This window comes from Streptomyces sp. NPDC098789, from assembly GCF_044759975.1.
GTDB lineage: Bacteria > Actinomycetota > Actinomycetes > Streptomycetales > Streptomycetaceae > Streptomyces.
The window spans coordinates 182935-197329 of the sequence record NZ_JBIWAJ010000006.1 but is presented as its reverse complement, the minus strand read 5'-3'; the positions used below and the strand labels follow the sequence as shown (position 1 = coordinate 197329).

General features: G+C 73.5%; 13 protein-coding genes and 1 riboswitch. Of the genes, 6 read left to right on the top strand and 7 right to left on the bottom strand.

Annotated features, from left to right (window positions below):
• Positions 1 to 56: 56 nt before the first annotated feature.
• Entirely contained in the window at positions 57 to 1427 is a 1371-nt protein-coding gene (locus ACIQWR_RS15515; RefSeq protein WP_404008947.1) for an amino acid permease, read from the top strand.
• Positions 1428 to 1522: 95 nt separating this feature from the next.
• Here ACIQWR_RS15515 and ACIQWR_RS15510 read toward each other — a convergent pair whose 3' ends face one another.
• The gene (locus ACIQWR_RS15510; protein ID WP_404008944.1) at positions 1523 to 3097 is read right to left on the bottom strand and encodes an RNA polymerase sigma factor; all 1575 of its coding nucleotides are present in this window, start codon (positions 3095 to 3097) and stop codon (positions 1523 to 1525) included.
• Between the two features lie 213 nt (positions 3098 to 3310).
• Complete coding sequence (locus tag ACIQWR_RS15505) at positions 3311 to 4075, bottom strand: class I SAM-dependent methyltransferase (protein ID WP_404008942.1); 765 nt, start codon at positions 4073 to 4075, stop codon at positions 3311 to 3313.
• An 81-nt stretch (positions 4076 to 4156) separates the two neighbouring features.
• Positions 4157 to 4266: riboswitch (ZMP/ZTP riboswitch) on the top strand.
• 76 nt (positions 4267 to 4342) lie between these two features.
• Between ACIQWR_RS15505 and ACIQWR_RS15500 the strand changes: the two genes are divergently transcribed.
• The 3 genes from ACIQWR_RS15500 (at position 4343) to ACIQWR_RS15490 (ending at position 7447) form a co-directional block, all read left to right on the top strand.
• Complete coding sequence (locus ACIQWR_RS15500) at positions 4343 to 5188, top strand: bifunctional 5,10-methylenetetrahydrofolate dehydrogenase/5,10-methenyltetrahydrofolate cyclohydrolase (RefSeq protein WP_399260809.1); 846 nt, start codon at positions 4343 to 4345, stop codon at positions 5186 to 5188.
• A 159-nt stretch (positions 5189 to 5347) separates the two neighbouring features.
• The gene (locus tag ACIQWR_RS15495) at positions 5348 to 6883 is read left to right on the top strand and encodes a peptide MFS transporter (protein WP_404008939.1); all 1536 of its coding nucleotides are present in this window, start codon (positions 5348 to 5350) and stop codon (positions 6881 to 6883) included.
• Between the two features lie 159 nt (positions 6884 to 7042).
• The gene (locus tag ACIQWR_RS15490; RefSeq protein WP_404008936.1) at positions 7043 to 7447 is read left to right on the top strand and encodes a hypothetical protein; all 405 of its coding nucleotides are present in this window, start codon (positions 7043 to 7045) and stop codon (positions 7445 to 7447) included.
• On the opposite strand, the gene ACIQWR_RS15485 is transcribed toward ACIQWR_RS15490, so the two are convergent.
• Positions 7433 to 8230 (bottom strand): helix-turn-helix domain-containing protein, encoded by a 798-nt coding sequence (locus tag ACIQWR_RS15485; RefSeq protein WP_404008933.1) that lies wholly within the window; start codon positions 8228 to 8230, stop codon positions 7433 to 7435. The genes ACIQWR_RS15490 and ACIQWR_RS15485 overlap by 15 nt on opposite strands.
• A 101-nt stretch (positions 8231 to 8331) precedes the next feature.
• Here ACIQWR_RS15485 and ACIQWR_RS15480 point away from each other — a divergent pair, with 101 nt between their 5' ends.
• Complete coding sequence (locus ACIQWR_RS15480) at positions 8332 to 8637, top strand: 4a-hydroxytetrahydrobiopterin dehydratase (RefSeq protein WP_399260187.1); 306 nt, start codon at positions 8332 to 8334, stop codon at positions 8635 to 8637.
• A 35-nt stretch (positions 8638 to 8672) separates the two neighbouring features.
• The gene (locus ACIQWR_RS15475; RefSeq protein WP_404009376.1) at positions 8673 to 9407 is read left to right on the top strand and encodes a class I SAM-dependent methyltransferase; all 735 of its coding nucleotides are present in this window, start codon (positions 8673 to 8675) and stop codon (positions 9405 to 9407) included.
• Between the two features lie 49 nt (positions 9408 to 9456).
• On the opposite strand, the gene ACIQWR_RS15470 is transcribed toward ACIQWR_RS15475, so the two are convergent.
• From ACIQWR_RS15470 to ACIQWR_RS15455, 4 genes are all read right to left on the bottom strand, one after another.
• The gene (locus ACIQWR_RS15470; RefSeq protein ID WP_354383167.1) at positions 9457 to 9864 is read right to left on the bottom strand and encodes an RICIN domain-containing protein; all 408 of its coding nucleotides are present in this window, start codon (positions 9862 to 9864) and stop codon (positions 9457 to 9459) included.
• 5 nt (positions 9865 to 9869) lie between these two features.
• Positions 9870 to 10712, bottom strand: coding sequence for an aldo/keto reductase (locus ACIQWR_RS15465; protein WP_404008928.1), 843 nt, complete (start codon positions 10710 to 10712; stop codon positions 9870 to 9872).
• A gap of 154 nt (positions 10713 to 10866) precedes the next feature.
• Positions 10867 to 11685, bottom strand: coding sequence for an ABC transporter ATP-binding protein (locus tag ACIQWR_RS15460; protein ID WP_404008926.1), 819 nt, complete (start codon positions 11683 to 11685; stop codon positions 10867 to 10869).
• A complete protein-coding gene (locus ACIQWR_RS15455; protein WP_404008923.1) occupies positions 11682 to 14390 on the bottom strand; it encodes an ATP-binding cassette domain-containing protein in 2709 nt (902 codons plus the stop codon). The genes ACIQWR_RS15460 and ACIQWR_RS15455 overlap by 4 nt, the downstream gene beginning before the upstream one ends.
• Between the last annotated feature and the right edge of the window lie 5 nt (positions 14391 to 14395).

Sequence of the window (14395 nt, the reverse complement as noted above, 5' to 3'; positions counted from 1 at the left end):
AGCATGTGTCGACCTGCCCCCTGTCCACCATATGAAACGACCGAGGCGTACCACCCGTGAGCACCACCACCCCTGCCGTGAACACCTCTGACCAGCCCGGATCCGATGCGAGCCCGCACGCGCGCCGCTTCGGCCTCCCCGTCGCCACCTGCCTGGTGATGGGGAACATCGTCGGCGGAGGGATCTTCCTCCTCCCCGCCTCGGTCGCCCCCTTCGGCACGATCAGCCTGGTCGCCTTCGGGATCCTCAGCCTCGGCGCGATCGCCCTCGCACTGGTCTTCGGCCGCCTGGCCGGGCGGCTCCCGCGGACCGGGGGCCCGTACGTCTACGCCCGCGCCGCCTTCGGCGACTTCGCCGGGTTCCTCGCGGCGTGGAGCTACTGGATCACCACCTGGGTCTCCAACGCGGCGCTGGCCGTGGCCGCGGTCGGCTACCTCACGGTGCTCTTCCCCGCCGTCGGCTCGCACGCGTGGTCGATGTGCCTGGGTGCCCTCGCCGTGCAGTGGCTGCCCGCCCTCGCCAATCTGGCGGGTACCCGCTACGTCGGAGCGGTCCAGCTCGTGGCCACCGTGCTGAAGTTCGCTCCGCTCCTGCTGGTGGCGGTGGGCGGACTCTTCTTCTTCGACCCCGCCAACCTCGGGCCCTTCCGGGGCACCGACCAGAGCGCGATCGGCGCCGTCTCGGCCGCCGCCGCGATCCTGCTCTTCTCCTACCTCGGCGTGGAATCGGCCGCGGTCAGCGCGGGCGAGGTCCGCGACCCGGCCCGCAACGTCGGGCGCGCGACCATCCTGGGCACGCTCGGCGCCGCCACCGTCTACCTGCTGGGGACGGTGGCCGTCTTCGGCCTGGTGGCCCACGACACTCTCGTCTCCTCCGCCGCGCCCTTCACCGACGCCGTGAACGCCATGTTCGGCGGCACCTGGGGCGGCACCCTCGTCGCTTGCGCCGCCGTGGTCTCGATGGTCGGCGCGCTCAACGGCTGGACGCTGCTCAGCGCGCAGACCCCGTACGCGGCGGCGCAGGACGGCCTCTTCCCGAAGGCGTTCGCGCGCAAGAGCCGCGGGGTGCCGGTGGTCGGCGTGGTCGTCACCGTCGTGCTGGCCTCGGCGCTGACCGTCTACAACTACACCTCGGGCACCCAGGGGGTCTTCGAGGTCCTGGTCCTGGTCACCACCTTCACGGCGACCGTGCCCTACCTGCTGTCCACCGCCGCGCAGATCTACTTCCTGGTGTCGGGCCAGGGCGAGCGCGTGGCCCCCGGCAGGCTCGTCCGGGACGGGATCCTGGCCGCCGTGGCCTTCGGCTTCTCGATGTGGCTGGTCGCGGGCTCCGGGTACGAGGCCGTCTACCAGGGCGTGCTCTTCCTCTTCGCGGGCGTGCTCGTCTACGCCGTCATGTCGGCCCGCAAGCAGCGCGCGTCCGACTAGGCCCGCGGGTACGCAGAAGCCCGCGCCGTACCGCCGGCCCGTGTCGCGAACTGCGACGCGGGCGGCCGGTACGGCGCGGGCTTCCGTCCGGATTCTTAGTCCAGGTAGTCGCGCAGCACCTGCGAGCGCGACGGGTGGCGCAGCTTCGACATGGTCTTGGACTCGATCTGGCGGATGCGCTCACGGGTGACCCCGTACACGCGACCGATCTCGTCCAGCGTCTTCGGCTGGCCGTCGTTGAGGCCGTAGCGCATGGAGACCACGCCCGCCTCGCGCTCCGAGAGCGTGCCCAGGATGGACTGGAGCTGCTCCTGGAGGAAGGTGAAGGAGACCGCGTCGGCCGGGACGACCGCCTCGGAGTCCTCGATGAGGTCACCGAACTCGCTGTCGCCCTCCTCACCCAGCGGGGTGTGGAGCGAGATCGGCTCGCGGCCGTACTTCTGGACCTCGATGACCTTCTCGGGGGTCATGTCGAGTTCCTTGCCCAGCTCCTCCGGGGTGGGCTCGCGGCCCAGGTCCTGGAGCATCTGGCGCTGCACGCGGGCGAGCTTGTTGATGATCTCGACCATGTGCACCGGGATGCGGATGGTGCGCGACTGGTCGGCCATGGCGCGGGTGATCGCCTGGCGGATCCACCACGTGGCGTACGTGGAGAACTTGAAGCCCTTGGTGTAGTCGAACTTCTCCACCGCGCGGATCAGACCGACGTTGCCCTCCTGGATCAGGTCCAGGAAGAGCATGCCGCGGCCGGTGTAGCGCTTGGCCAGCGAGACCACGAGACGGAGGTTGGCCTCCAGCAGGTGGTTCTTGGCCCGGCGCCCGTCCTCGACGAGGATCTCCAGCTCGCGCTTGAACGCGGGCTTGTGGTCCTCCTCCTCTTCGAGCTTGTACTCGGAGAAGAGGCCCGCCTCGATGCGCTTGGCGAGCTCGACCTCCTGCTCGGCGTTGAGCAGCGGCACCTTGCCGATCAGCTTGAGGTAGTCCTTGACCGGGTCGGCGGTGGCGCCGGCCACCATGACCGTCTGGGCCGGGGCGTCGTCCTCGTCGTCGTCCGACAGCACGAAGCCCTGGGTGCCCGCCTTCGCGGGGGTGGTCTCCTCCGCCTCGTCGGCGAGGTCCTCCTCGGTCCACTCCTCGCCCTCGGCCGCGGGGGTCTCGCCCTCGTCGCCGTCCTTGGCGCCCTTCTTCGTGGCGGCGGTCTTCTTGGTGGCCGTCGCCTTCTTCGCGGCGGTCTTCTTGACCGTCCGCTTCTTCGGCTCGGCCGCGGCCTCGGCCGCGGCCTCCTCCTCGGTCACGGAGGCCGACGGAGCGGATATCGCCGCCGCGGTGGCGGTGGCCGCGGTCTTGCGCGCGCCGATGGGCCGCGGCGCGGCGGCCTTCTTGGTCACGGTGCGGGCCGGCGCGGCCGCCGCCTTGCGGGCCTTCTTGGCGGGGGCCTTCGCGGCCGGGGCGGCGCTGACGTGCAGCGCGACGCCCTCCTCGTCCAGGACCTGGTTCAGGCTGCGCAGGACCCGCTTCCACTGGTCCACCGGGATGCGGCCGGCCTCGAAGGCCTGGCGCACGTCGTCACCGTTGATGTGACCCTGCTCGCGGCCACGCTCTACGAGCGCGACCAGGGCCTCGGATTCGGCGATCTCCGGAGGGAACGTACGGGACGGGCTGAGCGACACAAGGAGCCTCTCGTTGCGGCAGATATAAGGGCGGGACGGGACATCATCGCGCGAACTCGTGGAACGAGCCCGAGGGGGGTCGTTATTCCGGCGCCGCGCGAGGACACCTGTCGGTTCATCGCATGCCCGAGTCGATTCGTTACGCCATGAATTGAGTGACCTGCGCCACGCTGTGTCCGTGCAACCTTTCGGCCGCGAATCCGTCGGCCCCCTTCATCGTCCCGGTTTGCGGGCCTCGATGAGGAATCGGGCGGTGTTCGCCACGAACGGGCCCTCGCGCTCGATCCGTTCGTGGAGCTCACGGAGCCGGTCCCGGTACTGGTGGACCGTGAAGCCGGGCACCATCCAGATGACCTTCCGCAGGAAGTAGATCACGGCCCCGATGTCGTGGAACTCGGTACGCAGCTTTTCCGACCGCAGGTCGACCACCTCCAGCCCCGCGGCGGCCGCGGCGGCCACCGCGTCGTCGGGGTGTCGGCCGCGCCGGACCTCCTGCGGCTGCGGCCCGAGGAAGTATTCGACGAGCTCGAAGACGCTCGCCGGTCCGACCTGCTGGGAGAAGTAGCGGCCGCCGGGCCGCAGCACGCGGGCGATCTCGTCCCACCAGACGGTCACCGGGTGCCGGCTGCTCACCAGGTCGAAGGCCTCGTCGCCGAAGGGCAGCGGCGGCTCGTCGGAGTCCGAGACCACGACCGCGCCCTTCGGGTGCAGCAGCCGGGTCGCCTTGTCGACGTTCGGCGGCCACGACTCGGTGGCCACCATCAGCGGCGGCAGGGGGCCCGCTCCGGCGAGCACCTCGCCCCCGCCGGTCTGGATGTCCAGGGCGGCCCGTACGCCCGCCAGACGCTCGCCCAGCAGTCTCTGGTAGCCCCAGGAGGGGCGCTGCTCGGTCGCCCGGCCGTCGAGCCAGGAGAATTCCCAGCCGTCCACGGACACGGACTCGGCCTCGGCGACGAGCCGATCGAAATGAGGTGTCATGCCGAGATCGTCCCAGTCGCACCCCTTGTGATCCACTTGATTCTCCGCCTCGTGGCCGACCACGGGCTTCGACTACAGTGGTCGGCGGGCCGTGACTGGCGCTTGGGTGGATCACCACCGGGGAGCGGCCCGACGCAGTGCGGCACCGAGGTGTCCCGCTCCGTCGACTGCCGCGCGCCTGGGCGATCCGCGATCCCGCAGCGACGTTCAGGAGACCCCGTGACGACTGCCCAGACCGTTCCGGCACAGGACCGTACCGCCGAGCTGATGGACGGCACCGCCCTCGCCCGCCGCATCTCGGAGCGCACCGGCGCCCTCGCCGCCGAGCTGACCCGCCGCACCGGCACCGCCCCCTGCCTCGCGACCGTCCTGGTCGGCGAGGACCCCGCGTCCGTGACGTACGTACGGATGAAGCAGAACCGTTGCGCCAAGGCGGGCATCACCTCCCGCCACGTCGAGCTCCCGGCCTCCACCACGACCGAGGAGCTGGTGACCACCCTCACCGCGCTCTCGGTGGACCCCGAGGTCAGCGGCATCCTGTTGCAGCACCCGGTGCCGCACCACATCGACGAGCGCGCCGCCTTCGAGGCCATCGCCCCGGGCAAGGACGTCGACGGCGTCACCATGCACTCCTTCGCCGCCATGGGCTTCGGGCTGCCGGGCTTCGTGTCCTGCACCCCGGGCGGGATCATGCGGCTGCTCGCCGCGTACGAGGTCGACCTGGCCGGCAAGCACGCCGTGGTCGTCGGCCGCAGCGCGATCCTGGGCAAGCCCGCCGGGATGCTGCTGCTCGGGCAGAACGCCACGGTCACCTACTGCCACTCCCGCACCGAGGACCTCCCCTCGATCATCCGCCAGGCGGACGTGCTGGTCGCCGCCGTCGGCAAGGCCGAGTTCATCCGCGGCGAGGACATCAAGCCCGGCGCGGTGGTCCTGGACGCCGGCTACGACGGCAACCGCGGCGACGTGCACTTCGAGTCGGCCGCCGCGCGCGCCTCGCTGATCACCCCGGTCCCCGGCGGCGTCGGCCCGATGACCATCGCCGTCCTGCTGGAGCAGACCGTGCAGGCCGCCGCGGCCCAGGCCGGGCTGAGCCTGGCCGACCTCGGCTGAGCCCACCGGGACCTCCTGCCCACGCCGGAGCCGCACGCACGACGAACGCCCCGGGCCCAACGGTCCGGGGCGTTCCGCATGCCCCCGCGCTGGCCGAAAGGACGATCCGGGACGCCCCGCCGGGGCGGTGCACTGAAATATGTGAACGGATCGATGGATATGCAGAAGCAGGATCGCGCGCCCGAGCCGGACCGGCGGGCGGACGCGCCCGCCACCGGTGCGGGCCGGGGCCGCCACCCCCGCGGCCTGGCCACCCTCGTGCTCGCCGAGCTGTGGGAGCGCTTCAGCCTCTACGGCATGGTCGCCATCCTGGTCCACTTCCTCGCCGCCTCGCGCGGCCACGGCGGCATGGGCCTCCACGAGGGCACCGCCGAGGCCGTCGAAGGCGTCTACATGGCGATGATCTCGCTGCTGGCGCTCCCGGGCGGCTGGATCGCCGACCGCTTCCTCGGCGCCCGCCGCGCCGTCCTGTGGGGCGGCGTCGTCATCATGGCCGGGCACGTCCTGATGGCCGTCCCCGACCCGGCCTTCGTCTGGCCGGGCCTGGTCCTGATCGTCATCGGCACCGGCCTGCTCAAGCCCAACATCTCCGCCCTCGTCGGCCGGCTCTACGCCGCCGACGACGACCAGCGGCGCGACGCGGGCTACTCGATCTTCTACATGGGCATCAACCTCGGCGCGGTCATCGCCCCGCTCGTCGTCGGCTACCTCGGCGAGGAGGTCAACTGGCACCTGGGCTTCGGCGCCGCCGCCGTCGGCATGGCCCTCGGCCTGCTCCAGTACGTCCTCGGCGGCCGCCGCCTCACCGCGCAGCTGCGCGCCGAGCCGGTGGTCCGGCTGACCCCGGCCGAGCGCCGCCGGGTGCGCCGCACCGGCACCTACGGCGTCGTCTTCACCGCCGTCCTGATCGCCCTGCTGGCCGCCGGACACGCGCTGAGCATCGACAACATCACCTTCGTGCTCACCCTCGTCGCCGTCGTCGTCCCGGCCGGCGTGCTCCTCTCGATGTACCGCAGCCCCAAGATCACCCCGGTCGAGCGGATCCGGCTGCGCGCCTACGTCTGGCTCTTCCTGGCCGCCACCCTCTTCTGGCTCGTCTACGACCAGATGGGCAACGAGCTGAACCTGTTCGCCGCCCAGAAGACCGACCTGAGCCTGCTGGGCTGGCACGTGCCGGCGAGCTGGACCCAGTCCCTGCCCAGCCTGTTCGTGATCGCCTTGGCCCCCGTCTTCGCCGCGTTCTGGGTGCGCCGCGGCCGTCACATGGGCACGCCGCTCAAGTTCGGCCTGGCCCTGCTGCTGACCGGCGCCTCCTTCGTGGTCATGTCGGGCGCCGCCGCCATCGCCTCCACCGGGGTGAAGGTCTCCCTGATGTGGCTGGTCGGGGTCTACGTGATCCAGGTCATGGGCGAGATGTGTCTGAGCCCCGTCGGCCTCTCGGTCACCACCAAGCTGGCGCCCCGCGCCTTCACCAACCAGATGATGGGCGTCTGGTTCCTCGCCGCCGCCACCGGCGACGCGATCGGCGCCCAGCTGCCCCGGCTCGACGCGGTGATCGGCCAGAGCCTGAACTTCCTCTGGCAGGGCGCCGCGGTGATCGCCGCCGGCGCGGTCATGGTCTTCTTCGCGGGCCGCCTCAAGGTCCTTACGGGCGAGGCCGCGACCGCCCGGGAAACGGTCGGCGCCGCGGCGTAGGGGGGTGTCCGGCGGGCATGACCCGCGGGGTAATCGACCCGGCGGGCGGCGGACGGGAGAGTGGGGGCACCGGATCCCGGGCCGCCGCACTGCGGCTCGGGAGCCGGCTTCCGGGACCCGTACCCGCCGCACCCCCGACCCCACGGAGGCTGATCCGTCATGTCCGCGACCCCGCTCACCACCCGCGCGCCGCTCACCCCGCTGCGCCGGATCCTGGCCCTGGACGCCGTCGTCACCGGCACCAACGGGCTCGCCTACGCCCTCCTCGCCGGACCGCTGGGACAACTGCTCGGGGTGGAGCGCACCCCGCTGCTGGTGCTCGGCGTCCTGCTGGCCGGGTACGGCGCGGCCGTCGGCCTGCTCGCCGCCCGCGGCCGACCGGCACCGGCCCTGGTGATGGCCGTCATCGAGATCAACTGCGCCTGGGTGGTGCTGAGTCTGCTCTCGCTCGCCCTGTGGTTCGACCCGACGACCGCCGGGCTGGTGTGGATCCCGGCGCAGGCCGCGGTCGTCGCGGCCCTCGCCGTCCTCCAGTGGCTGACGAGGGACTCAAGCACCCAGTGAGCGCAGGTACTTCGCCGTCGCCGGATCGGCCGGCAGCAGGGTCTCGATGGCCAGTTCGGCGACGGTCACGTCCATCGGCGTGTTGAAGGTGGCGATGGTCGAGACGAACGACAGCAGCTGCCCCTCGTGCACGATCCGCAGCGGGAGCGCGAGGGGCGACGCCGCCGGATCGGCGGCATACGTCGGGCCCATGGGATCGGAGTGACCCTCGACGGGGTACGCCGCCACCTCCTCGTACAGCGCGCGCAGCTGCTCCGAACGGGCCAGCGCGACCTGCCGCTCCATCTGGGCCAGCAGGTGTCCCCGCCACTCCGTCAAGTTCTGGATCCGCGGCGCCAGTCCCTCCGGGTGCAAGGTGATCCGCATCGCGTTCAGCGGCGGCGCGAGCAGGTGCTCCGGCAGCCCGTCCAGCAGGACGGCGATGCCCCGGTTGGCCGCGACGACCGTGTACGTACCGTCCACCACCAGCGCCGGATAGGGCTCGTAGGCCGCCAGCAACCGCTCCAGCCCCTCCCGCAGCGCCGCCATCTGCGGTGCGTCCAGGGGGGTGTGCGGGTAGCGCGGCGCGTAACCGGCGGCGAGCAGCAGGGCGTTGCGGTCGCGCACCGGCACGTCGAGCCGCTCGGCGAGCCGGACCACCATCTCCTCGCTCGGCCGGGACCGGCCGGTCTCGACGAAACTGATGTGCCGGGCGGAAGAATCGGCGCGGCCCGCCAGCTCCAGCTGGCTTATGCCTCGCCGCTCCCGCCAGGAGCGGAGCAGGGGTCCCACGGACGTCGTCATACGTGCGACGTTAACCCGGGCGCGCCACCGCACGAACGGTTCGCTCCGGCGTGCGCTGTGCGAACCTTGACTCCACGTCACGGGGACAAAGGAGCCGGCGCATGTCGAGTCAGCCGCTGTCGCAGAAGGAGATCGAGGACCGGTTGCGGGAACTCCCCGGCTGGGCCTTCGAGGATGACCGGATCGTCCGCACCTACCGGCTCGGCACGCACATCGCGGCCAGCGCCCTGGTCGCCCACATCGCCGCCGTCCAGGACGAGTTGAACCACCACTCCGACCTGAGCCTGGGCTACAACACGGTCCGCCTGGCGGTGAACACCCACAGCGCCGGCGACGCCGTGACCGAGACCGACTTCGCGCTCGCCGAGCGCGTACAGGCCCTCGCCCCCGCCCACGGCGCGAGCTGATGCCGCCGCACCCCGCCCACCACCCCGCGAGACCCCTGCTGGACTACGACGCGCAGGCCCGGGACTACGACGCCACCCGCGGCGGAGCCCCGCGCGCCCGGGCCGCCGCCGAAGCGCTCCTCGGCCTGCTGCCGCCCGGCACCCGCACCCTGCTCGACCTCGGCTGCGGCACGGGCATCGTCACCGCCCGCCTCGCCCGGCCGGGCCTGCGGGTCATCGGTGCGGACAGCTCGTACGGGATGGCCGCGCGGGCGGCGCGGCGCGGGGTCCCCGTGGTCCTCGCCTCCGGCACCCGGCTGCCCGTGCGCACGGCCGCGCTGGACGCGGTCGGCGCCGTGTGGCTGCTGCACCTGCTGCGCGCACCGGGTCTGGTGGAGGCGCTGGTCGCCGAGGCGGCGCGGGTGCTGCGCCCCGGCGGGGCGTTCCTGACGACCGTGGACAAGGACGCCGCGCACGACGTGGGCAGCGACATCGACGCCGTGCTCGCCCCGCACCTGACCCCGGCTCCGGCCGACGCGAGCGCGGACGTGACGGCGTACGCCGCCGCGGCGGGCCTGCGCCCGTACGCGGGAGCCTCCTTCACCGGCCACGGCCAGGGGCGCACCCCGCGCCAGGCCGCGGCCGACCTGCTCGCCGGCCGCTTCGCCTCGCGGGTCAGCCCGCACGGGGTCACGGCGGCGCGGCTCGCGGCGGAGCTGGAGGCGCTGCCCGATCCTGACCGGCCGCGCGCGGACCCCGCCTACCGGGTCCTGGCCTTCGCCCGCGGGTGAGGACCGCGGGGCGGGGCGGAGCCGGTGGCCCCGTCCCGCCCCGCGGGCGTCACACGGGCTCCAACCGCCACCACTGCGCCGGCGAGTCGGTGTCCTCGGCCTGGCGGGCCCGACCGTCCTCGGCGGCCTCCAGCGGCAGCCCGCTGATGCAGGCGACCAGCGAGACCACGCCCGGCGCGTCCAGGTGTTCCTCGACCAGCCACTCCTGCGCGCCGAAGGCGTTCGCCCGCCACAGCTGGACCCGGGCCCCGCTCTCCGTCGAGGCGTTCGCCACGTCGAGCCGCTTGCCGTTCAGCGCGCTCACCACATGGAAGACCGCGCCGCCGCTGTGCACCGGCGCGACCTCCCACCGCTGGGCGTCCGGCAGGGGCGGCGGCCCCTGGGGCCCGACGCGCACCCGCCACGTGCCCTCGACCTCCAGCAGCAGACCGCTGGCGACGTTCCGGATGAGGTACACGCGGCTCAGGCGTCGAAGCCGACCGGGTCGGGTCCGATCCGCCCGCCCGCCGTGGACAGCGCGTCGAGCGCGGCGAGGTCCTCGGCGTCCAGCTCGAAGCCGAAGACGTCCAGGTTCTCGCGGATGCGGGCCGGGGTGACCGACTTCGGGATCACGATGTTCCCGAGCTGGAGGTGCCAGCGCAGCACCACCTGGGCGCCGGTGCGCCCGTGCTTGGCGGCGACCGCGGCGACGGCCGGCAGGGTCAGCAGTTCCTTGCCCTGGCCCAGCGGCGACCAGGCCTCGGTGGCGATCCCGAGGTCGGCGTGCACGGCGCGCAGCTCGGCCTGGTTGAAGAGCGGGTGCAGCTCGACCTGGTTGACGGCCGGGACCAGGGAGCTCTCGGCGGCGAGGCGCGCCAGCTGCGGCTGCCCGAAGTTGGAGACGCCGACGGCCTTGGCGCGGCCGCTCGCGGCGATCTCCTCGAAGGTCTTCCAGATGGCGAGGTAGTCCTCGCGCATCGGGCGCGGCCAGTGGATCAGGTACAGGTCGACGTGGTCCAGGCCGAGCTTGGCCAGCGAGGAGTCGAACTCGCGCAGGACGTTGTCGCGGCCCCAGGTCTCGGACGGCCCGTTCCACAGCTTCGTGGTGACGAACAGCTCCTCGCGGGGCAGGCCCGAGGCGGCGAGCGCCTTGCCGGTGCCGGCCTCGTTGCCGTAGATCGAGGCCGTGTCGATGCTGCGGTACCCGGCTTCCAGGGCGCTCCCGACGGCCCGCTCGGCCTCGGCGTCCGGGATCTGCCAGACGCCGTAGCCGAGCTGGGGCATGAGCGTGCCGTTGTTGAGCTTGATGGTGGGGACCTGGTTCACGTCTGGTCGTTCCCTCGACTCGGTGCGGTTGGTGCGGTGCTGCGGTCGTACGGAACCCGCGCGGGCCCCTCGGTCGTACGGGCCCGAGGTGCCGTACGACCGGCCACAACCGGACGCCCGGGCACTCTATTCCCGCCACACGCACCCCGCCGCCTCACGCGCCGCCCAGGTACGCCTCCCGGACCCGCGGGTCCGCCCGCACCCGCGCCGCCGTGCCCTCGGCCAGCACCGTTCCCAGGTCCAGCACCACCACCCGGGCGCACAGCTCCATCACGAACGCCACGTTGTGCTCGACCAGCAGCACCGCGCACCCCTCCTCCGCGGCCAGCCGGCGCACCACCGCGGCCAGCTGCTCCCGCTCCGGCGCCGACATCCCCGAGGCCGGCTCGTCCAGCAGCAGCACGCGGGGCGGGTCCGCGACGGCCCGGGCCAGCTCCACCATCCGGGCCCGGCCCACCGGCAGGCCGCCCGCGTACCGCGCCCCGAGCGCCCCGAGCCCGCAGTCGGCCAGCACCCGCTCCGCCCGCGCCCGCCGCTCGCGCTCGCGGCGGCGCCTGGTCGGCGAGCCGACCAGGTCCGCGACGAGCCCGCCGCCCCCGCCCCGCCACTCCTGGGCCACCAGCAGGTTGTCGGCGACGCTGAGCTGTCCGAAGAGCTGCTGGCGCTGGAAGGTGCGGCGCATCCCGTGCCGGGCGCGCCAGACGGGGGAGCGGCGGGTGACGTCCGCCCCGTCGAGCAGCAACCGGCCCTCGTCCGGTCGCCGGATGCCCGACAGGACGTCGAACAGGGTGGTCTTGCCCGCCCCGTTCGGCCCGATCAGCCCGCACACCTCGCCCGCCCGGACGCCGAGCGACACCCCGGTCAGCGCCCGGACCCCGCCGAAGCGCACGCCGACCCCGCGGGCCTCCAGGACGTACGGGCCCCCGTCCGGCGCGGCGGCCCGCCTCGCTCCCACCGTCGTGATCCGTGTCATGTGCCGATCCCCAGGTAGGCCTCGGTGAGCCGGTCCGCCTCCACCTCGGTGCGCGGTCCGCACCAGGAGACCCGGCCCTGGGACAGGTAGGCGACGGTGTCGGCGATGCCGAGGATCTCGGCCGCCTTCTCCTCCACCAGCAGCAGCGCCGTGCCCGCGTCGCGCAGTTCGGCGAGCAGCCCGTACACCTCCTCCACCAGCCGGGGCGCGAGCCCGAGCGAGGGCTCGTCCGCGATCAGCACCTCGGGCGGTCGCTGGAGCAGCGGAGCGAGCGCGAGCATCTGCTGCTCCCCGCCGGAGAGGGACCCGGCGGCCAGCGCGCGGCGCTCGCGCAGCCGGGGGAAGCGTGCGTACACGGCCTGCCGGGCGCGGGCGTCGGGGAGGTACAGGGCGAGGTTCTCCTCGATGGTGAGCGAGGGGAAGATCCCGCGCCCCTCCGGTGCCAGCAGCACCCCGGCCCGGGCCCGGCGCACGGGTCCGTCGCGGGTCGCGTCGCGCCCGCCGACGTACACGGCCCCGCCCGAGGCCCCGAGCAGCCCGGCGGCGACCTTGCACGCGGTGCTCTTCCCGGCGCCGTTGGGACCGAGCACGGCCAGGATCTCCCCGCGCCGCACGATGAGGTCCACCCCGTGCAGCACGGCCGCGCCGTCGTAGCCGGCGTGCACCCCGCGCAGCTGGAGTGCGGCGTCCGGGTCGGGCGCGCGGGGTGCGGGCTCCACCGCCGCGGTCGACGCGGTTGTCGGTGCCGGTGCCGGTGCCGCCGCTGCCGCCGGCGTCGCCGCGGCCGTCGTACGGGCGGCCGCGCGCCGGCGGGCGAGGCGGCCCGGGAGCGCCGCGCAGTACCCGTCCGGATCGTTGGCGAGGGCGACCCCGGCCAGCCCGAAGAGGATCACCGGCAGGTAGGTCGAGGTGGTCACGTAGTCCGCCAGGACCCGTGGCGCCACCGCGAAGACGAGCCCGGCGACCACCGCGTACTGCGGCCTGCGCACCCCCGCCGCCACCACCACGGCCAGCCACACCAGTCCGGTCAGCGCGGTGAAGTCGGTCGCCGTGATCCGGGTGTTGTAGGAGGCGTAGAGCACGCCCCCGAAGCCGGCCAGCCCCGCCGACACCGTGCACAGCAGCAGCTTGGTGCGCAGCACGGACACCCCCGAGGCCACGGCAGCCGCGGGGGCGGACCGTACGGCGAGCATCGCCCGCCCCGACGGGGAGCCGCGCAGCGCGCTCAGGGCGGCGGCCACCAGCGCCACCAGCACCATCAGCGCCACGCCCATCGCCCGGTCGTCGGAGAGGTCCACCGGCCCGAACACGGGCCGCGGCACGGCCCAGCCGCTGTCCCCGTTGCGCAGCCACGGCAGCTGGAAGAGGACCTGGTCGGCCAGGAAGGCCAGCGCGAGGGTCGCCAGCGCCAACGACCGGCCACCGAGCCGCAGCGCGGGGAGCGCGACGAGCGCGCCGAGGGCGGCGGCCGCGACGGTGCCGGCCGCCAGGGCCAGGAAGAAGGGCCAGCCGTGGCTCATCAACAACCCGGCCACCAGCGCCGCGCCGGTGACGAAGGTGGCCTGGGCGAGCGAGACCATCGAGCCGAGCCCGGTGAGCACGGTGAAGGACATGAACACCAGCGAGATCGCCAGCCCTTGGGCGATCAGACCGCTCCAGAACGGCGTGGTCACGGTGTACAGCGCCACGCAGACGAGCACCGCGCCCGCCGCCCACGGCCCCCAGCGCCGCCGCCACGGGGCTCCCGCCAGGTGGTCCGGCGGGGGCGCGTCGGCCGCGGCGGTGCCGGCCGTCCGGGCCCGCCGGGTCAGCACCAGCAGCCCGACGAAGAGGATCAGGAAGGGGACGGCGGTCCGAAAGCCCGTGATCCGGTCGGTGAAGGTCGCGTAGCCGGCGACCAGGTTCTGCAGGACGCCCAGGCCCAGCCCGCCCGCGAAGGCGAGCGGTACGGAGACGAACCGCCCGATGACCGCGGCCGTCGCGGAGACGAAGAGGAACAGGGTGAAGTCGTGCGCGGACAGGCCGAGCAGGGGAGTGGCGAGCACCCCGGCGAGCCCGGCCAGGCCCGAGGCGATCATCCACGCGATCGAGGAGAGGCGGTCGGCGCCGATCCCGCGCAGCTCGGTCAGCGAGCGGTCGTCGACGCAGGCGCGCAGCCGCAGCCCGAGCCGGGTGTGGCGCATCAGCACCCACAGGGCCACCGCCACCACGGCCGTCACCACCCAGGTGATCAGCTGGTCGGAGTCGATGCCGACCCCGGGCAGCGGTTCCCAGGACCGCGCCGGGCTGGGACCCACTCCGGGCAGCCCGAACTGGTTCTCCGCGGGCACCACGTCGGCGCCCGCGTCCGCCAGCAGGCCCACCGCCCACAGCCCGGCGGCGGGCAGCGCGACCAGCAGCCCGATGGTCGCGACGATCTGCGCGCTCTCCCCGACCCGGGCGAGGCGCCGGAACATCAGCCGGTCCAGCCCCCAGCCGAGACCGGGGGCCAGGACGAGGACGACGAGCAGGGCCGCCGGGACGGCCGGCCAACCGAGCCCCGAGTGCAGCTCGTAGAAGGTGAGCGCGCACAGGTAGGCGGTGGCGCCGTGCGCGAAGTTGAAGAGGCCGGAGGCCGAGTAGGACAGCACCAGCCCGGTGGCCAGCAGCGCGTAGAGGGCGCCGGAGACCAGACCGCTCAGTACGAAGACGAGCAGATCGACCATGGGAC

Coding starts and splice junctions, on each gene's coding strand:
- ACIQWR_RS15505 (WP_404008942.1), bottom strand. CDS start 4,075: ATGACACCTCATTTCGATCGGCTCGTCGCCGAGGCCGAGTCCGTGTCC.
- ACIQWR_RS15500 (WP_399260809.1), top strand. CDS start 4,343: ATGGACGGCACCGCCCTCGCCCGCCGCATCTCGGAGCGCACCGGCGCC.
- ACIQWR_RS15495 (WP_404008939.1), top strand. CDS start 5,348: ATGCAGAAGCAGGATCGCGCGCCCGAGCCGGACCGGCGGGCGGACGCG.
- ACIQWR_RS15490 (WP_404008936.1), top strand. CDS start 7,043: ATGTCCGCGACCCCGCTCACCACCCGCGCGCCGCTCACCCCGCTGCGC.
- ACIQWR_RS15485 (WP_404008933.1), bottom strand. CDS start 8,230: ATGACGACGTCCGTGGGACCCCTGCTCCGCTCCTGGCGGGAGCGGCGA.
- ACIQWR_RS15480 (WP_399260187.1), top strand. CDS start 8,332: ATGTCGAGTCAGCCGCTGTCGCAGAAGGAGATCGAGGACCGGTTGCGG.
- ACIQWR_RS15460 (WP_404008926.1), bottom strand. CDS start 11,685: ATGACACGGATCACGACGGTGGGAGCGAGGCGGGCCGCCGCGCCGGAC.
- ACIQWR_RS15455 (WP_404008923.1), bottom strand. CDS start 14,390: ATGGTCGATCTGCTCGTCTTCGTACTGAGCGGTCTGGTCTCCGGCGCC.